The organism is Streptomyces sp. NPDC055189, assembly GCF_053606765.1.
This window is the reverse complement of record NZ_JBSGSG010000081.1, coordinates 26,293-44,432: the sequence shown is the minus strand read 5'-3', so window position 1 is coordinate 44,432 and position 18,140 is coordinate 26,293. Positions and strand designations below refer to the sequence as shown.

General features: G+C 71.1%; 18 protein-coding genes. 9 read left to right on the top strand and 9 right to left on the bottom strand.

Annotated features, from left to right (window positions below; all coding sequences use genetic code 11):
- Positions 1-105 precede the first annotated feature (105 nt).
- Genes otsB through ACWFR3_RS37230 form a run of 3 tightly spaced genes read right to left on the bottom strand, consistent with a single transcriptional unit; the run spans position 106 to position 2,534 of the window.
- Entirely contained in the window at positions 106-957 is an 852-nt protein-coding gene (gene otsB, locus ACWFR3_RS37240) for a trehalose-phosphatase (protein WP_453739124.1), read from the bottom strand.
- A gap of 16 nt (positions 958-973) precedes the next feature.
- Positions 974-1,258 carry a DUF3263 domain-containing protein gene (locus tag ACWFR3_RS37235; protein ID WP_453739123.1) on the bottom strand — a complete coding sequence of 95 codons (285 nt, stop codon included), beginning with the start codon at positions 1,256-1,258 and terminating at the stop codon, positions 974-976.
- A gap of 10 nt (positions 1,259-1,268) precedes the next feature.
- Positions 1,269-2,534 (bottom strand): extracellular solute-binding protein, encoded by a 1,266-nt coding sequence (locus ACWFR3_RS37230; protein WP_453739128.1) that lies wholly within the window; start codon positions 2,532-2,534, stop codon positions 1,269-1,271.
- 190 nt (positions 2,535-2,724) lie between these two features.
- Between ACWFR3_RS37230 and ACWFR3_RS37225 the strand changes: the two genes are divergently transcribed.
- The 4 genes from ACWFR3_RS37225 (at position 2,725) to ACWFR3_RS37210 (ending at position 6,830) form a co-directional block, all read left to right on the top strand.
- Positions 2,725-3,681, top strand: a complete 957-nt coding sequence (locus ACWFR3_RS37225; RefSeq protein WP_453739122.1) for an ROK family protein — start codon at positions 2,725-2,727, stop codon at positions 3,679-3,681.
- Entirely contained in the window at positions 3,681-4,823 is a 1,143-nt protein-coding gene (gene nagA / locus ACWFR3_RS37220) for an N-acetylglucosamine-6-phosphate deacetylase (protein ID WP_453739121.1), read from the top strand. The genes ACWFR3_RS37225 and nagA overlap by 1 nt, the downstream gene beginning before the upstream one ends.
- 156 nt (positions 4,824-4,979) lie before the next feature.
- Positions 4,980-5,912: a 1-phosphofructokinase family hexose kinase gene (locus ACWFR3_RS37215; RefSeq protein WP_453739120.1), complete on the top strand. Its 933-nt coding sequence runs from the start codon at positions 4,980-4,982 to the stop codon at positions 5,910-5,912.
- Between the two features lie 69 nt (positions 5,913-5,981).
- Entirely contained in the window at positions 5,982-6,830 is an 849-nt protein-coding gene (locus ACWFR3_RS37210; RefSeq protein ID WP_453739119.1) for a class II fructose-bisphosphate aldolase, read from the top strand.
- 70 nt (positions 6,831-6,900) lie between these two features.
- On the opposite strand, the gene ACWFR3_RS37205 is transcribed toward ACWFR3_RS37210, so the two are convergent.
- Together ACWFR3_RS37205 and cdgB are read right to left on the bottom strand one after the other, a co-directional pair.
- A complete protein-coding gene (locus tag ACWFR3_RS37205; protein WP_453739118.1) occupies positions 6,901-7,890 on the bottom strand; it encodes a carbohydrate-binding protein in 990 nt (329 codons plus the stop codon).
- 75 nt (positions 7,891-7,965) lie between these two features.
- Positions 7,966-9,639: a diguanylate cyclase CdgB gene (cdgB, locus tag ACWFR3_RS37200; RefSeq protein WP_453739117.1), complete on the bottom strand. Its 1,674-nt coding sequence runs from the start codon at positions 9,637-9,639 to the stop codon at positions 7,966-7,968.
- Between the two features lie 409 nt (positions 9,640-10,048).
- On the opposite strand from cdgB, the gene ACWFR3_RS37195 reads away from it, so the two are divergent.
- Positions 10,049-10,573 carry a flavin reductase family protein gene (locus tag ACWFR3_RS37195; RefSeq protein ID WP_453739127.1) on the top strand — a complete coding sequence of 175 codons (525 nt, stop codon included), beginning with the start codon at positions 10,049-10,051 and terminating at the stop codon, positions 10,571-10,573.
- A 137-nt stretch (positions 10,574-10,710) separates the two neighbouring features.
- On the opposite strand, the gene arfB is transcribed toward ACWFR3_RS37195, so the two are convergent.
- On the bottom strand, positions 10,711-11,148 hold the full coding sequence (arfB, locus tag ACWFR3_RS37190; RefSeq protein WP_453739126.1) for an alternative ribosome rescue aminoacyl-tRNA hydrolase ArfB: 438 nt from the start codon (positions 11,146-11,148) through the stop codon (positions 10,711-10,713).
- A 197-nt stretch (positions 11,149-11,345) separates the two neighbouring features.
- Here arfB and ACWFR3_RS37185 point away from each other — a divergent pair, with 197 nt between their 5' ends.
- The 4 genes from ACWFR3_RS37185 to ACWFR3_RS37170 all read left to right on the top strand — a co-directional run bounded on the left by ACWFR3_RS37185 (position 11,346) and on the right by ACWFR3_RS37170 (position 14,731).
- Positions 11,346-11,921: a TerD family protein gene (locus tag ACWFR3_RS37185; RefSeq protein WP_453739116.1), complete on the top strand. Its 576-nt coding sequence runs from the start codon at positions 11,346-11,348 to the stop codon at positions 11,919-11,921.
- 132 nt (positions 11,922-12,053) lie between these two features.
- Entirely contained in the window at positions 12,054-13,304 is a 1,251-nt protein-coding gene (locus ACWFR3_RS37180) for a Tm-1-like ATP-binding domain-containing protein (protein WP_453739115.1), read from the top strand.
- 51 nt (positions 13,305-13,355) lie between these two features.
- On the top strand, positions 13,356-14,195 hold the full coding sequence (locus ACWFR3_RS37175) for a phosphoenolpyruvate hydrolase family protein (protein ID WP_453739114.1): 840 nt from the start codon (positions 13,356-13,358) through the stop codon (positions 14,193-14,195).
- A 20-nt stretch (positions 14,196-14,215) separates the two neighbouring features.
- On the top strand, positions 14,216-14,731 hold the full coding sequence (locus ACWFR3_RS37170; protein ID WP_453739113.1) for an N-acetyltransferase family protein: 516 nt from the start codon (positions 14,216-14,218) through the stop codon (positions 14,729-14,731).
- 37 nt (positions 14,732-14,768) lie between these two features.
- Here the strand turns inward: ACWFR3_RS37170 and ACWFR3_RS37165 are convergent, their stop codons facing one another.
- The 3 genes from ACWFR3_RS37165 to ACWFR3_RS37155 form a co-directional block, all read right to left on the bottom strand.
- Positions 14,769-16,217, bottom strand: coding sequence for a M1 family metallopeptidase (locus ACWFR3_RS37165; protein ID WP_453739112.1), 1,449 nt, complete (start codon positions 16,215-16,217; stop codon positions 14,769-14,771).
- Between the two features lie 57 nt (positions 16,218-16,274).
- Positions 16,275-17,405, bottom strand: a complete 1,131-nt coding sequence (locus ACWFR3_RS37160) for a hypothetical protein (protein WP_453739125.1) — start codon at positions 17,403-17,405, stop codon at positions 16,275-16,277.
- Between the two features lie 83 nt (positions 17,406-17,488).
- Complete coding sequence (locus ACWFR3_RS37155; RefSeq protein WP_453739111.1) at positions 17,489-18,091, bottom strand: ankyrin repeat domain-containing protein; 603 nt, start codon at positions 18,089-18,091, stop codon at positions 17,489-17,491.
- Positions 18,092-18,140: the final 49 nt, after the last annotated feature.

Genomic DNA, 18,140 nt, shown 5'->3' with positions numbered 1-18,140 from the left:
GCGTTTGAGGACGAACTCGGCGAAGCCGGTGATTGCGGTACGCACAAGGCCCCTGCGCCGAGCGGGTTTTCGGGAAGGGGCGGGGTTGGGGATTAAGCCTTTGGGTCAGGGCAGGCGGGCGGCGATTGTTGCCAGGAGGGTCACGACTCCCTCGGGGCCGTCCACCACAAGGTCAGCCCGCTCCGCCAGCTCGGCGACCTCCGAGCTGCCACTGCACACCAACAGCCCCCGCACCTGATCCGAGCGAAGCTTCTCCACCGCCGCGAAGGCGGGAAGGTCACCCAAGTCGTCCCCCGCGTAGAGGACGACCTCCGCGCCCACCTCACGGACGTACTCCGCGAGGGCAACCCCCTTGTCCATCCCCGGCGGACGCAACTCAAGGACGAGGCGGCCCGGTTCGACGATGAGCCCATGGCGGGACGCCAGCTCACCGAGGGGCCCGCGGAGTGCCTCGAACGCCGCCTGCGGATCCCGCGCCCGCCGCGTGTGGACGGCGACCGCCCGCCCCTTCTCCTCTATCCACGAACCGTGCCACGCCCCGATCCCGTCCAGAAACCCCGGCAGCTCGGCCCGCACGGCCGCCACCCCGGGATGGGGTTCGGCCGCGTGGACCGTGGAAGAAACCGCGTCCCAGCGCTCGGCGCCGTAATGCCCGAGCACGACGAGGTGTTCGAGACCGGGGACGCCCGCGAGGCCGCCGTAGCGCACCGCGACCCCCGCGGGCCGCCCGGTCACCACCGCGACGGAACACACCTTCGGCGCGAGCGCGGCGAGGGCGGGAACGGCGCCGGGATGGGCGCGGGCCTGCTCGGGGTCGGGCACGATCGGGGCGAGCGTGCCGTCGAAGTCGAGCGCGATCACGGCCTTCCCGGGCCGCGCGAGAAGCGCGGCAAGACCCTCGCGCCCGGCAGGCGTCACGGGCTCGGGCAGCTCGGGAGAGTACACAGGGTCACCCATGGGCCCGACCCTACGCTCAACGCTCCCCGCGCCGGGACTCCCTGACCCGCCGGAGCCGGTTGACGGTCACCGGATCGTGCGCGAGGGCGCGGGGATCGTCGAGCAGGGCGTTCAGGAGCTGGTAGTAGCGGACCGGCACCAGACCGAGCTGCTCGCGGACGGCACGCTCCTTGGCTCCGGGACCGGCCACCCAGTCCCGCCGCTCAAGAGCGAGGATCGCGCGGTCGCGCTCGGAGAGACCGGTGTCCGGGAACGCGTCGCCCCTCGCGTCGTCGTCCGCGCCGCCCGTGCCGTCCGTCATGCCCGACACGCTATTCCGAGTTCTCCTCGGTCGCCGCCTTGGACTGGATCTGGCTCAGGATCGACTGCGGATTGCCGTCCGCGTCCACGGCCTTGCCGATGTACTTCTTGACCTCGACGGAGACCTGCGCCCAAGACGTCTTGCCCACCGGGTACAGCTGCGAGGTGGGCAGCTCGTCGAGAAACTCGGCGAGCGCCTTGTCGTTCTTGTTGCCCGTCATCTCCTGCGCGGCCGAGGTGGTCACCGGCAGCAGGTCGTACTCGCGGGAGAAGTCCAGGACGTTCTTCGTGCTGTAGGCGAAGTCGAGGAACTTGCCGATCTCCTCGCGGTTGCCGCGCTGCTTGAAGGCCATCATCCAGTCGGCGACGCCCATCGTGGCCTGCGCGTGGCCGTTCACGCCGGGCATCGGCACCATGCCGTACTTCACGCCCTTCTTCGCGGCCATCTGCATCAGCGTGGGGTGGCCGTTGAGCATGCCCACGTCGCCGCGCGTGAACGCGGCGAAGGCCTCGGCGCGGTCGAGGTCGGCGGGGGCCGTGGAGCCGGTCAGGCCCTTGCCGACGAGCTCGTCCTTCAGCCAGGTGAAGGTCTTCACGTTCTGCGTGGAGTCGATGTCGTACGTGCCGACGTTGTCGGTGTAGCCGCCGCCGCCGCTGAGCAGCCACTGCATCGTCTCGGCCTGCGCCTCTTCCGAGCCGAGCGGAAGGGCGTAGGGGATCTTCACGCCGCGCGCCTTGAGCACCTTGGCGTCGGCCGCGAGGTCGGTCCAGCTCTGCGGCGGGGTGAGGTTCGCGTCCTTGAAGATCTTCTGGTTGTAGAAGAGCAGGCGCGTGGAGGAGGCGAACGGCATTCCGTACTGGACGCGCTTGACCTCGCCCGCCTCGGCGAGGGGGGCCATGAAGTCGGCCTGGGTGGCGATGGAGACCAGGTCTTCGGTGCGGTACAGCTTGTCCTGCGCGGCGTAGTCGGCGTAGGCGCCGATCTGGGCCATGTCGGGGGCGTCGCCCGCCTTGACCATTTCCTTGACCTTGCGGTCCACGTCGGTCCACGAATAGACCTCGACGTCGACCTTGATGCCGGGGTTCGCGGCCTCGAACTTCTCGGAGAGCTTGTCCCAGTACTTCTGGGAGCTGTTGTCCTTCGAGTCGCCGTAGTCGGCGGCCACCAGCTTGAGGGTGACGTCGCCGGAGTCGGCGGGACCGCCGCAGCCGGCGAGCACCGCCGCCATGCCCAGTGCGGCTATCGCCGCGGTCAGTCCTGTCGCGCGCCGCTGCACAGCTGTTCCCACCCTCGATGATCTACGTGAACTGCGATTTTCCCCCGCGTAAGGACACGAGGTCTACACCACCTCAGTATCGCTTGCGCAACGACGTGCTCCGGCCGCGGGCCCCGAAAGGTCACTTCGGCCGGGGGAAACCCCCGGAGTGGACTAGACCTCTCGCGGGCAACGCGCGAGACTGTCCCCCGTGAGACATGTCATCGCCCTCGATGTGGGCGGCACCGGAATGAAGGCCGCCCTGGTCGGGGCGGACGGCGCGCTTCTGTACGAGGCGCGGCGGGCCACCGGCCGCGAGCGCGGGCCCGACGCCGTGGTCGAGTCCATCCTCGGCTTCGCCGCCGACCTCCGCGCCCGGGGGATCAAGGAGTTCGGGGAGCCCGCTGCCGCCGCCGGCGTCGCGGTCCCCGGAATCGTCGACACCGAGCGCGGCATAGCCGTATACGCCTCTAACCTCGGCTGGCGCGACGTCCCCATGCGCGAGCTGCTCAGCGACAGGCTGGAAGGCGTACCCGTGGCCCTGGGCCACGACGTCCGCACCGGCGGCCTCGCCGAGGGGCGGATCGGCGCGGGCAAGGGCGCCGACCGGTTCCTCTTCGTGCCGCTCGGCACGGGGATCGCCGGGGCCATCGGGATCGGCGGCGGCATCGAGCCCGGCGCCCACGGCTCGGCGGGCGAGATCGGGCACATCATCGTGCGCCCCGGCGGCCCGCCCTGCGGCTGCGGTCAGCGCGGCTGTCTGGAGCGGCTCGCGTCGGCCTCCGCGGTGAGCGAGGCCTGGGCCGCGGCCAGCGGTGACCCGGACGCGGACGCCGCGGACTGCGCGAAGGCCGTGGAGTCGGGCGACCCGCGGGCGCGGGAGGTCTGGCAGAACGCGGTCGACGCGCTCGCCGACGGCCTCATCACCGCCCTCACCCTCCTGGACCCGCACACTCTGATCATCGGTGGCGGTCTCGCCGAGGCCGGGGAAACGTTGTTCACGCCCCTGCGGGCAGCCCTGACCGCTCGCATCGTCACGTTCCAGACCCAGCCCGTCGTCGTCCCGGCCGCCCTCGGGGACACCGCCGGGTGCCTGGGAGCGGGTCTGCTCGCCTGGGACCTCCTCAGTACCCCCGACCCCACCCAATCCACGGAGGTAACCGCCTGATGACCGCTAGCAAGGTCCTCGCCGGTGCTCAGGTGGTCCTGCCCACCGGGACCCTTTCCAACGGCCGTGTGATCGTCGACGGTGCGCGTATCGGAGGGAGCGCTCCCTCCGATGCCGAGGTCGTCGACCTCCCCTCCGACCACTGGGTGGTCCCGGGCTTCGTCGACATCCACAACCACGGCGGCGGCGGTGCCTCCTTCACCTCCGGCACCGTGGACGAGGTGCTCAAGGGCATCCACACGCACCGCCTGCACGGCACCACGACCGTCGTCGCCTCGACCGTCACCGGCGAGATGGACTTCCTCGCCCAGCGGGCGGGGATGCTGAGCGAGCTGGCCGAGCAGGGCGACCTCGCGGGCATCCACTTCGAGGGGCCGTTCATCTCGCCGTGCCGCAAGGGCGCGCACAGCGAGGCGCTGCTTCGCGAGCCCGACCCCGCCGACGTGCGCAAGCTGATGGACGCGGCCCGCGGCCAGGCCAAGATGTTCACGCTCGCCACCGAGCTGGCGGGCGGCATCGACTCCGTGCGCCTGCTCGCCGAGCACGGAGTGATCGCGGCCATCGGCCACACGGACGCGTCGTACGAGCAGACGGTGGAGGCCATCGACGCGGGCGCCACCGTCGCCACGCACCTCTACAACGCGATGCCGGGCCTCGGGCACCGCGAGCCGGGCCCGATCGCCGCGCTCCTGGAGGACGAGCGGATCACGGTCGAGCTGATCAACGACGGCACGCATCTGCACCCCGCCTCGTTCGAGCTGGCCTTCCACCACGCGGGCGCGGCCCGCACCGCGCTCATCACGGACGCGATGGACGCGGCGGGCTTCGGCGACGGCCGGTACATGCTCGGCCCGCTGGAGGTCGAGGTAAAGGACAGCGTCGCGCGCCTCGTGGAGGGCGGCTCGATCGCGGGCTCCACCCTCACCATGGACCGCGCCTTCAAGCGTTCGGCGACCGTCGACGGCCTTTCCGTCGACGACGTCGTGCGGGCCATCTCGGCCAACCCGGCCAAGCTCCTGGGGATGTACGACAGGGTCGGCTCGCTCGAACCCGGCAAGGACGCCGACCTGGTGGTCCTGGACGCGGAGTTCGAGCTGAAGGGCGTCATGCGCAAGGGCGAGTGGGTGGTTACGCCCAATTAGGTCCAACTAGGGTGATTTCACCGGCCGCTGAAATGGCGTCGAAGAGCAGGCGGTTGGCCCGGACCTCTGGGCCAACCGCCTTCTTTTTGGCATGATCAGCGGCGTAAGAGGACAGCAGGAAGCGCGTTCTCCAGCGATCCAGGGGGTGGGCGACAAGTGATTCTCACGGTCACGCTGAACGCCGCACTGGACATCACCTACCGCGTCCCCGCCCTCACCCCGCACGCCTCGCACCGCGTCACCGAGGTCATCGAACGCCCCGGCGGCAAGGGCCTGAACGTCGCCCGCGTCCTTGCGGCACTCGGCCACGACGTGACGGTGACCGGCTTCGCGGGCGGCGACACGGGCCGCACCCTGCACGACCGCCTCACGCGCGAACCCCGCGTCACGGACGCCCTCGTGCCCGTGGACGGCGCCACCCGCCGCACCCTCGCCGTCGTCGACGCGGCGACCGGCGACACCACGCAGCTGAACGAACCGGGCCCGGCGATCTCCCCCGCGGAGTGGTCCGCGTTCCAGGAGTCGTACGAGGAGTTGCTCCGCCGTGGCGCCGCCGCGGTCGCGCTCTGCGGGAGCCTGCCGCCGGGAGTCCCGGTCGGCGCGTACGCGGTTCTCGTACGGGCCGCGCGGGCCGCCAAGGTCCCCGTGCTCCTGGACACCAGCGGCGAGGCGCTGCGCCGCGGCCTCGGCGCACGCCCCGACATCATCAAGCCGAACGCCGACGAACTGGCCGAGCTGACCGGCTCCCACGAACCCGCCCAGGCGACCCGCGACGCCCGCCGCAGAGGCGCGCACGCGGTGGTGGCATCCCTGGGCGCCAAGGGCTTGCGCGCCGTCACGCCCGAAGGCACCTGGCAGGCGACCCCGCCCACGCGCGTGCACGGCAACCCGACCGGCGCCGGCGACTCGGCGGTCGCGGGCCTGCTCTCCGCCCTGGTGGAGGAGCTGCCGTGGCCGGACCGCCTCGCCAGGGCCGTGGCCCTCTCGGCGGCGACCGTCGCGGCCCCCGTGGCGGGCGAGTTCGTGCCCTCGACCTACGAAGACCTGCTCGCGCGGGTCGCGGTGACCGGGGAGGCCACCGCGGCGTAATGACGCGCCGCACCGCGCGTGAGCGACGCACAACGGGCCGCTCCGGCCCAGAAGATGGGGACATTCATCGTGCCACTCGTATCCACCGGCGATCTGGTGTCCGACGCCCGCGCGGCGGGGCGCGGGGTCGCCGCGTTCAACGTGATCACGCTGGAGCACGCGGAGGCGATCGCCACGGGCGCGGAGCGGGCGGGCGCCCCCGCCATCCTGCAGATCTCCGAGAACGCGGTGAAGTTCCACGGCGGCAGCCTGTCCGCGATCGCGGCGGCGACGGCGGCGGTGGCGAAGGCGTCATCGGCCCCGCTCTCCCTGCACCTGGACCACGTCATGGACGTGGACCTGCTGCACGCCGCGCACCCCGAGGGGTTCAGCTCGGTGATGTTCGACGCGTCGAAGATGTCGTACGAGGAGAACGTCAAGGCGACCGCCGAGGCCGTGCGTTGGGGCCACGAGCGCGGCATCTGGATCGAGGCGGAGCTCGGCAAGGTGGGCGGCAAGGAGGGCGAGGCCCCGCTGGACGCGCACGCTCCGGGCGTACGGACGGACCCGGCGGAGGCGGCGGCCTACGTAGCGGACACGGGCGTCGACGCCCTCGCGGTGGCGGTCGGCTCCTCGCACGCGATGACGTCACGCACGGCGTCCCTCGACCACGAGTTGATCACCGCCCTGACGAAGGCCGTCCCGGTACCGCTGGTGCTGCACGGCTCAAGTGGCGTGCCCGACGCGGAGATCCGGGCGGCGGTGGCGGCCGGCATGGTGAAGATCAACGTGGGCACGGCGCTGAACACGGCGTTCACGGGAGCGGTCCGGGAGTACCTCGCGGAGAACACCTCCGGAGTGGACCCACGCAAGTACCTGAGCCCGGCCCGCGAGGCCATGTCCACAACGGTCGCCAGCTTCCTCGGGCTCTTGGCATGACCGCGCCGTAAGTGCTGGCCCGGGGCTGCTGAAGCAGCCCCGGGAGCAGCCCCGGGCCGGCGTGGAGGGGTCAGCCGTTGCTGCCCTCCACGAGCCACATCTGGTCGATGTTCGCCCCGGTCGTGCCGCACAGGTCGCTCTGCGCGCAGGTGAGCGTGATCGCGTTGGTGCCCTTGGTGAGCTGGACCACCGACCAGGTGTTGGTCCAGCCCTTCTCCCAGTCCCCTTCGTCCGCGTGCCGGAAGTTCTCCATGTTCAGGGGCCGGGTCTGCTTTTTGCCGTTGACGAGAATGGTGGCGTTCGAGTCCTTGCCGGGGACGCCGTAGTTCACCCGGAGGCTGTACGAGCCGGACTTGGGGATGCCGTTGACGGTCCACGTCACCTGGGCGCCGACCTTGTCGAAGCCCGCGACGTAGACACCGCCCTCGGACTCCGCGCCGTCTATGTCCGAAGCCGTGGTCGTGCCGCCGTCCAGCTTGAGCGCCTTCGCGTCCGTCTTCGGGAGGTCGGCCGCCGGCTTCTCGGGCTTCTTCGTCGGCTTCTCGCTGGGCTTGACCGTCTCGCCCTGCGTCGAGCCGCCGCCTGCCGCCGCTTCGTCGCCCTTGTCGTCGTCGCCGCCGAAGATGATCGCGGCGCCGATCCCGATGGCCACCACCGCGACGACCGCGATCGCGGCGATCAGGAGGCCCTTGGTGTTGGGGCCGCCGCCACGGCCGCCGGAGCCGCGGGACGCCGGGGTGTACTGCGGCGTCGCGGGTGCTCCGCCGGGCTGCGTCTCCGGAGCGGCGTAGTGCGCGTTCGGCTGGCCGTAGGCCTGTGGCTGCTGCGGCACCTGCTGGCCGTACGCGGGCGCGGCCTGCGTACCGTAGGTATTGGGCCTGCGGTCGCCGACCGCGCGCACGTGGTTGTACGAGGACCGGGGACCCGGGTACCCGTAGCCGCCCCCGCCGCTGGGCGGGGTGGCGCCGGCCGCCTGTCCGTCTTCGTACAGATAGCCGAACGGATCGTCGTCGCCCTCTGGCGGGTTCGGCGTGTTTTCGCCGTTATTGCCGGGCGTCATTCCCAGGTCACTCCCTCACATTGCTGACCGGGGGAGCCTACCCGCTCCGAGTGAGCCCACGGGGTGTCGTTGGCCTCATCCGGCTCGCCTGTGCTGCTTGGCACGGGACCGTTTCTCCACGTACATCCGCTGGTCAGCGGAGTGCAACACTTCGTCCGCCGACATCCCGCAGTGTGCCCATCCGATGCCGAAACTGGCACCCACCCGCACCGCACGGCCGTCCACCCGGATCGGCGGGATGATCGCGTTGCGAAGCCGCACCGCGAGGTCCTGGGCGTCGGCGCGGCCAAGGCCGTCGGCGAGGACGACGAACTCGTCGCCGCCGAGCCTGGCGACCGTGTCCCCGTCACGCACACCGCTGGTCAGCCGCCTGGCCACCTCGATGAGAACCGCGTCACCCGTGTGGTGCCCGAAGCGGTCGTTGATCGACTTGAAGCCGTCGAGGTCGCAGAAGAGCACCGCGAGGCCCTTGGTGCCGTCGTCCACGTCCCCCGGCCCCTCCGGCGGCGCGACGGTGTGCGCGTGGTTGTCGAAGCCTTCCCCGCTCTGCTGGAGGCTGTGCGCGTTGTTCGAGCCGTAGTCGAAGCTGTGCTGCCCGTCCGCGTCGTACACGCCGTCGTACGCCGCGTCCAGCGAGTCCACCGCGCTCGGCTGGCCCGCGTGCGGCCTGCGACAGAGACGGGCGCTGAGGCGGGAGCGCAGCTCGGCGGAGTTCGGCAGGCCGGTGAGGGCGTCGTGCGAGGCGCGGTGCGCGAGCTGGAGCTCGCGGCGCTTGCGCTCCTCGACGTCCTCGACGTGGGTGAGCAGGAAGCGCGGCCCGTCGGCGGCGTCCGCGACGACCGAGTTGCGCAGGGACACCCAGACGTACGTCCCGTCGCGCCGCGCCAGGCGCAGCTCGGCCCGGCCGCCCTCGGCGGAGGTCCGCAGGAGCGTGCCGATGTCCTCGGGGTGGACCAGGTCGGAGAACGAATAGCGGCGCATCGCGGAGGCGGGGCGGCCGAGCAGGCGGCACAGCGCGTCGTTCGTGCGCAGGATGCGGCCGTGCTGGTCGCCGCCCATCTCGGCGATGGCCATGCCCGAAGGCGCGTACTCGAAGGCCTGGCGGAAGGATTCCTCGCTGGCCCGCAGCGCCTGCTGCTCGCGCTCCAGGCGGACCAGGGCGCGTTGCATGTTGGCACGCAGGCGGGCGTTGCTGATCGCGATGGCGGCCTGGAATGCGTACATCTGCAGGGCCTCGCGGCCCCAGGCGCCGGGCCTGCGGCCGTTGCGGGGCCGGTCCACGGAGATCACGCCGAGCAGTTCGCCGCCGGACGCGCCCGTCGCGTACATCGGGGCGAAGAGGCGGTCCGCGGGGTGCCACTCGTCCTCGAAGCGGGGCTCGGGGCCGTCGGTGTACCACTGCGGGACGTCGTCCTCGTCCAGGACCCAGCCCTCGGTGTACGAGATGAATCTCAGGGCGCCCCAGGCCTCGCCCATGGCGAGCCGCTTCTCCCAGGCCTCGCGCGAGCCGACCCGGCCCGTGATGAGCGCCTCGGCGGCGGTGTTGCCCGCGAAGGCGGCGACGACGAGATCGCCGTCCGGGCGCACGAGATTCACGCACGCCAATTCATAGCCAAGGCCGTTGACCACGCCGTCGGCGACGGTCTGCAGCGTGTCCGCCAGGCTCCGGGCCGTGTTGAGATCCGCCACCACCTGATGCAGCTGCCGCAGGGTCGCAAGACGGACGTACGGCTCCGACTCGGTCTCCATTGCTCGCTCTCCCCGAGACCTCGACAGCAACTCCAGGATTCGCAGCGCCCTTAGTGTTCTCTCAGTACCTGAGTTCTCTCAGTGTCTGATTGCCACCGTCACTGAATCACAGCGAGCAGCTTGCCCGGTACACAGGGTCAACAAAATATGGGTCCTGTGACTCAAGTCACAGATGGGAAGCCTTCGTTGGTCCAGTCCACTGGACCGCCGGACGCCCCGCGAGGCCGCCGGGGGCCTCCTCGGCCCTCGGACCTAGGCCCGGCCTCGGCCCTCGGCCCGATGTGGCGCCGGGGCGGGCCCGGCTAGCGTCGGGTGCGTGGTTCCCGTACTGAAGACATCCCAGGAGGGCGCTCCCGCGACTCTCCCCGCCTCCCCCTCCCCACGTACCCCGTCGCCCGGCGGGCATCCTGTGGGGGTGAGCAACGAACAATTCCGCGCCGCCATGTCCCGGCTCGCCGCGGGTGTGGTCCTGGTGACCGCCTGCGAGCCCTCGCTGGACGCGGACGACCCGCACGCGCCGGTCGGCGAGGACGTGGGCATGACCGCGACCGCCTTCCTCTCCGTGTCACTGGACCCGCCGCTCGTGCTGGTCAGCCTGCGTGAGGGCTCCCGGATGGACGACCTGCTCGCCGAGCAGCCGCTGTGGGGCGTCTCCGTGCTCGCCGAGAGCCAGCGCCACATCGCGGGCCGGTTCGCGATGAAGGGCAGGATCAGCGACCGGCTGCTCTTCGAGGACATCCCCTTCGTACGGGGGGACGAGTCCGGGGCGCCTTTGATCGGCGGCGCGCTCGCGACCCTGGAGTGCCGGACCGAACAGACGGTTACGGCGGGTGATCACACCCTTGTCATCGGGCGAGTACTTTCGGCTGATCTGCCGAGCGCCGACGGGGGCCCATTGACGTACTTCAAGGGGAAGTACCGACAGCTGGGCTGACGTCCGCCCGCTTTTTTACCGGTGAGCGGACCTTTTTTCCGTCGAGTTTCCGGCCGGGTTTCATGCCGAGCGGGCTTTGCTGACGCACCGTTTGCAACCGGGGACCCGGCTCCCGGCACACCGTCTGCGACCGGGGCTCAGCCCCAGCCCTCCCCCGAGCGGCCGCGCTTGGTCTGGCTGCGCTGCTTCTTCTCGCGCAGGCGCCGCTCGTTGATCCCCCGCGGGATCTTCGTGGCGCGGCGGGGGCGCGGCGGGGGCGCGGTCGCCTCCGCGAGCAGCGAGGCGAGGCGAGTGGCCGCCATCTCGCGGTTGCGCCACTGGGAGCGGTGCTCGGAGGCGCGCACGCTGACGACACCGCCCACGAGGCGGTTCGCGAGGCGCTCCAGGGCGCGCTCCTTCCACACCGGAGGCAGCGACTCCGTGCCGGCCAGGTCGAATCGCAGCTCCACCTGCGAGTCGCTGGTGTTGACGTGCTGACCGCCCGGCCCGGAGGACCTCGAAAAACGCCACATGAGCTCGGCCTCGGGCAGGGAGACTGAGCCGCGGATGACATAGGGACCGGACATGGGTCCTATCGTCCCGCGTCTGTCCGGTCCACGTCACCCGTATTTCCGGCGCGCCCCGCTTGTGACGCCAGGGGCGCTAGGGATTGGTAAAGAAAGTAAAAGGACCTGGAACCTCTGGGACCCCGGTCGACGTTCATAGAGGTGACGGTAGCTTCGTCCACAGTACGAAGCCCGTTCGTACGCAACGAGGGAAGGGACTCCCAACAATGGCAGTAAGCCTGTCCAAGGGTGGCAACGTCTCGCTCACCAAGGAGGCTCCGGGCCTGACCGCCGTCACCGTGGGCCTCGGCTGGGACGTCCGCACCACCACCGGCACCGACTTCGACCTGGATGCCTCGGCCATCGCGGTGAACCCGCAGGGCAAGGTCTACTCGGACGGCCACTTCGTCTTCTTCAACAACAAGGTGACGCCGGACCAGACCATCGAGCACACCGGTGACAACGTCACGGGTGAGGGCGAGGGCGACGACGAGCAGATCAAGGTCAACCTGGCGGGCCTCCCGGCCGACGTCGACAAGATCGTCTTCCCGGTCTCGATCTACGACGCCGAGAACCGCTCGCAGAACTTCGGCCAGGTGCGCAACGCCTTCATCCGCATCGTCAACCAGGCCGGCGGCACCGAGATCGCCCGCTATGACCTGAGCGAGGACGCCGCCACCGAGACCGCCATGGTCTTCGGCGAGCTGTACCGCAGCGGTGCGGAGTGGAAGTTCCGCGCCGTCGGCCAGGGCTACGCGTCCGGTCTCGTCGGCATCGCGCAGGACTTCGGCGTCAACGTCTGAGGTTCGCGGCTCAGTTAGCAGTTCCCGAGGGCCCCCGGCGGAATCTCCGCCGGGGGCCCTCGCCGTTGCCGTGACGGCTCCCGGGCCGCAGGATCGTCAGCATCACCCACCACTTGAGGGAGTGTGAGGGCCATGGCGACCGTGGTGCTTGTCGGGACGCTCGACACCAAGGGCGCGGAGTACGCCTGGCTGCGCGAGCGGCTCAGGGAGTACGGCAGCGACACCCTGCTCATCGACACCGGCATACTGCCGCCGCCTGCCCAGACCCCCGCCGCCGACGTCTCCGCCGAAGCCGTGGCCCGCGCGGCCGGGCACGATCTGGCGAAGCTGCGCGGTGCGGGCGAGCGGGGCGCTGCCGTGGCGGCGATGGCGGACGGCGTGACCGAGGTGGTGCTCGACCTGCACCGGCGGGGCAGACTGCACGCGGTGCTCGCCGCCGGGGGCAGCGGCGGTTCGTCGATCGCCGCGCAGGCGATGCGCGCGCTGCCGATCGGGGTACCGAAGGTCCTGGTCAGCACGATGGCGGGCGGCGACGTGTCGCCGTACGTCGGAAGCAGCGACATCACCCTGATGTACAGCGTCGTGGACATCTCCGGCATCAACGCGGTCTCCCGGCAGGTCCTGGGCAACGCGGCGGCGGCAGCATCGGGCATGGCACGGCGCTACGAACGCAACCACGACGAACTGGCAGGCCGCGGCCGCAAGGTGGTCGCCGCGACGATGTTCGGCGTGACGACGCCCGCGATCGACGCGGCCCGCGCCCGCCTCGACGACCTCGGCTACGAGGTGCTCGTCTTCCACGCGACGGGCGCGGGCGGCCGGGCGGTGGAGAAGCTGGCGTCCGACGGCCTCCTGGACGGCGTCCTTGACCTGACGACCACCGAACTCGCCGACGAACTGGTCGGCGGCGTCCTCTCGGCGGGCCCCGAACGCCTCACCGCCGCGGGCCGCGCAGGCATCCCGCAGGTGGTCGCTCCCGGCGCCCTCGACATGGTCAACTTCGGCCCGGAAGCGACGGTCCCGCCCCGCTTCAGGGACCGCACCCTGCTCGTCCACAACCCCACGGTCACGCTGATGCGCACGACCGCCGACGAGATGGCCGCACTCGGCACCACCCTCGGCCACCGGCTCGCCGCCGCGCGCGGCCCCGTCGAGTTCTTCTGGCCGCTGCGCGGGGTCTCGGCGGTGGACGCCGATGGCGGCCCGTTCCGGGACGCGGCGGCGGACGAGGCCGGTCTCGACGCGCTGCGGACGATGGTGGAGGGCAGCGGCGTACGGCTGCACGAGGTGGACGCGCACATCAACGACGCCGGGTTCGCGGTGGCGATGGCGGACCGCCTGGACGAGCTGATCGGCGCTCGGGCGCCGAAGCAGACGCCTTGATGCCTTGACGCCTGACGCCACTCCACCCACGACTCGCTCCGGGAGCACCCCATGACGACACACATCACCCGCGAGGAAGCACTGGCCCGCCTCAACGCCCAGGTGGCGAAGGGCAATCCGGTCATCGGAGCGGGAGCGGGCACAGGCCTCTCCGCCAAGTGCGCGGAGGAGGGCGGCGTGGACCTCCTGATCATCTACAACTCGGGCCGCTACCGGATGGCGGGCCGCGGCTCCCTCGCGGGCCTGCTCCCGTACGGCGACGCGAACGCGATCGTGGTGGACATGGCCAGGGAGGTGCTCCCGGTGGTCAAGGACACCCCGGTCCTCGCCGGGGTGTGCGGCACGGACCCCTTCCGGGACATGGGCCGCTTCCTGGACGAGCTGAAGCGGATGGGCTTCACCGGCGTCCAGAACTTCCCCACGGTCGGCCTGTACGACGGCACGTTCCGCACCAACCTCGAAGAGACGGGCATGGGGTACGGCCTGGAGGTGGACATGGTCCGCGAGGCCCGCGCCCGCGACCTCCTGACCACGCCGTACGTCTTCGACCCCGACCAGGCCGCCGACATGGCACGGGCCGGCGCAGACGTCCTGGTCCCGCACGTCGGCCTGACGACGAAGGGCGCCATCGGCGCGGGCACGGCCATGACCCTCGACCAGGCGGCCACGGCGGTCCAGGAGATGCACGACGCTGCCAAACGCGTGAACCCCGACATCCTGGTCCTGTGCCACGGCGGCCCCATCGCGGAACCGGATGACGCGGCCCACGTCCTGTCCCGCACCACGGGCGTCGTCGGCTTCTTCGGGGCATCGTCGATCGAGCGCCTCCCCACGGAGCGGGCCATCGTGGACCAGACCCGCGCCTTCAAGTCCCTGCGGACGGAGACCTGAGTACGGCTAACCTGCGCCGCATGATCCTCGAACCGCTCGCCCCCGCCGAGGACGGCGCGCTCCCCGGCGAGCTGCTCACCGAGCTCACCGCCCTGTACGCGTCGAACCACGTCTTCCACGCCCTCTCGGGGGACTTCCCCGACCCGCACGACATCCGCCCCGAACAGGTCGCAGCCACCCTCGCGGACGAGCTGGCCGTGCCGGGCGCGGAGGTGCTCGTAGCGCGGTCCGAGGGTCGGGCCGTCGGGATCGGCATCACGCTGGACCGCCATCCCGACCCCGCCGACCCGGACCCGTGGATCGGCCTGCTCATGGTGGATGCCGGGCAACAACGCCGTGGGTACGGGCGGGAGTTGGCGGGCCGGATCGAGGAGCGCTTCCGGGAGGACGGGCGCACCGGAGTGCGCCTCGCGGTGCTCGCGGGGAACGACGCCGGGCTCGCCTTCTGGAGCGGACTCGGTTACGAGACCATCGACCACCGCAACGATCTCGAAGCGGGCCGCCCTTGCGCGGTACTGCGCAAGCCGCTGCTGTAGCCGCCTTACGGGTGCTCCGGCATACGGGAGCTCCGCCTTACGGGTGCTCCGGCTTACCGTCCCCGTACAGCCACGGACCCCAGATCGCGTGCACCTTCTTGCGCGCCGCCTCGCCGCCCGCGTGCTTCTCCACGTACCGCGTGAAGTCCTCGGTGTCCGCGTTGCGGTGGCGGTAGGTCTTCGTCCAGCCCCGCACGATGTCGTAGAACGTGTCGTCGCCGACCGCCTGGCGGATCTTGTGGATGACCATGCCGCCCCGCTCGTACACGGGGCTGTCCGAGATCTCCCCGGCGGACGGCGGCTTCGCGGGCGGAAAGGCCCAGATGGCGTCGTTGTCCTCTTTATCCTCGTAGTAGTCGTCCGCGTAGATCTGGTCGAAGGTCTCCTGCACGCTGTCGCCGTCGTTGTCCTCCTCCCAAAGCCACTCCGCGTACGTCGCGAAGCCCTCGTTGAGCCACATGTCCCGCCAGGACTTCGGCGTCACGGAGTTCCCGAACCACTGGTGGGCCATCTCGTGGACGACGAGGGCGGTGTCGGGGGCGCCGGGATAGGTGGGGCGGGTCTGGGTCTCCAGGGCGTAGCCCGCGTCCCCCTCCTTGCCGACGATCGCGCCGGTCGACGAGAAGGGGTAGGGGCCGAAGTTCAGCTCCTGCCACTCCATGATCTCGGGGATGCGGTTCAGCGCCTTCGTGCTCGCCTTCGCCTCGGAGGGTTCCACCGCGGTGAGCACCGGGATGCCGGACTTCGTCGTCGACTTCTTCATCTCGTACGGCCCGATCGCGACCGTCGCCAGATAGCTCGCCATCGGCTCCGCGCTGTGCCAGGCGAAGGTGGTGCGGCCGTTCTTGGTCGACTCGCGGGTCAACTCCCCGTTGGAGATGGCCTTCAGGCCCTTGGGGACGGTGACCCGTATGTCGTACGAGGCCTTGTCGGAGGGGTGGTTGTTGCTCGGGAACCACGCCATCGAGCCCGTCGGCTCGCCGAGCGCCAGTGCGCCCTCCTCCGTGCGCAGCCAGCCCTCCTCGGAGTCGTCCGCGTCGGTGATGGTCTCCGGGCTGCCGGAGTAGCGCACGACCGTGCGGAACGTCTCGCCCTTGTCGAGGTCGTCCGGGGGCCGGATCGTCAGTTCCTGCCCGTCGCGGTGGAAGTTGGCGTCCTTCCCCTCGACGGTCACGCCCTTCACGTCCAGACCCTTGAGGTCGAGGTTGAAGGCACTGAGGTCCTGGGTGGCGCGCGCGGTGACCTCGGCGGTGGCGGTGAGGTGACGGGCGTCGGGGTCGTAGCCCAGGGTCAGGTCGTAATGCGCGACGTCATAGCCGCCGTTGCCCAGCTTCGGGAAGTACGGGTCGCGCACGCCGTCGGCTCCGGGCGTGCCGTGCACCCCGGAGCCGCTGCAGGCGGTGATGGCGAGGGCGGTGAGGGCGGCGGCGGAGGTGCCGCGCAGCGCCGTGGATCGTAGGTGCACGGGTGTGATCTTATGCGGCATAGCGCCCCTAAGGGGCGCGGGGAACTGCGCGACAAGCCCCCACCGGCCGGCGGAGACTTAAAGCACCGCGACGCCCAACGGCCGCTCCCCCGCCGGGAGGCGCCGCGTGTCCCCGCTCTCCAGGTCGACGACGGTGATCCCGTTCCAGAAGCCGTCGCGGGTGAAGCCGCCGGTGACGTAGGCGGTGCGGCCGTCCTCGGAGACGGCGACGTCCTCGTGCGGGCCGTCCAGCGGGAAGACCTTCTCCTTGCCGTCCTTGGTACGCATGGTCAGCGAGGGCCCCTTGTCCTCCGAGGGGTCGATGGGCCCGGTACCGACCGCGAACAGCGTCCCGTCCTCCGTGACCTGCGCGCCGTGCTGATGGGTGTTGGCCGTCATCGGCTCGATCGCGGACTTACCGGTGCGCGGGTCGAGCACGACGAGCTTCTCGCCCTCGAAGGGGAGCAGGAGCTTGCCGTCCGAGGGGCGTACGGCGGCGTAGTGCGGCTTGAGCCAGGAGCCGAGGCCTCCTTCGGTGCCGTAGGGGGCGACTTCGATGCGGCGGGGCTCGAGCGAGTCGGCGCGTACGACCGTCACGTCGAAGGAGTCGTGGTTGGTCGCGTAGACCTCGTTGCCGTCCTTCGACACGTCGACGTCGAACGGGCGCCGCCCCACCGGGACGGTGTCGGTGACCTCGCGCTTCTTGGTGTCGATGACCTCCAACGTCCCCTTGCCGTCCGGCACGTTGACGCCCACATAGGCGTGCTCGCCGTCCGGGGAGAGGGCGATGCCCATGCCGCCGCCGCGGTACTCGCCGGTCGTCGCGGGGCCGCTGTCGGTCTCGTACGGGATGCGGTCGACGCGCTCACGGGTGCGGGTGTCGACGACGGCCACTGCGTCGGCGGTGGCGACCCAGGCTCGGCCGTCGTCGCCCACGGCCAGCCCGTAGGGGGCCGTGCCGACCTTCACGGACTCGATGGGGCCGCGTTCGGGGTCCACGAAGGTGACGGTGTCGGAGCCGAAGTCGGCTACCAGGAGGGTGCCTTCGGGGGTGCGTTGCTGGGCGGGGAGGGTGGCACTGGCGGTGGCCTTGGCGGTCGCGCGGTCGGTCTCGGCGCCGTCGGCAGCCGCGGAGCCGCTCCCGCCGCAGCCCGCGAGGGCCGCGGCGGCCAGGAGAGCGGCCCCGGCGGAGAGCGCCGCGCGGGACACGCGGGGTGAGCGTGCGACGCGGGAGACACGGGACACGCGGGGTGAGCGTGCGACACGGGGCGAGCGTGCCACGCGTACGGGCTTCACGAGGCGTCCCGCAGCTGCGCGGCGATCTCCGCGAAGCCGAGGCGCTCGGCGTGCGCGAGAGGCGTGAGACCGTCCCGGTCGGCGAGGCCGGGCGTGGCCCCCGCGGCGAGAAGCAGCGCCACGATCTCCTGGTGCGCACGGCCGCCCTCACCGAGGATCACGGCCTCCAGCAGGGCGGTCCAGCCGAGGTCGTTGACGTGATCGACGTCGGTGTCGGTGACGCGCAGGACTTCCCGTACGTACGCGACGTGCCCGCGCTCCGATGCGGGGATCACGGAGATCCCGCCGAAGCGGTTGCGCAGCTTCAGGTCGGGCCCCGCGGGAAGCAGGACGTGCAGCATGGCGACGCTGCCCGTCACGCCGGTGGCCAGCCAGGGGCTGTCGGCGCGGTGATCCTGCGCGTCGACGTCCGCACCCGCGGCCACCAGCACCTCGGCCGCCTCGACGTGGTCGCCGAGTGCGGCGAGCAGCAGGGGCGTGCGCAAGTCGCTGTCGCGGGTCTCGACCCGGCCGCCCGCGTCGAGGGCGGCTCTCACCTCTGCGGCGTTCCCGGCCCGTGCGGCGTCGAGCAGCCACTGGTCGTCGGCGGTCCTTGTCATGAACGTTCTCCTCGTCGTCGTACGGACCGGGAACAGCCTCAGCATGATG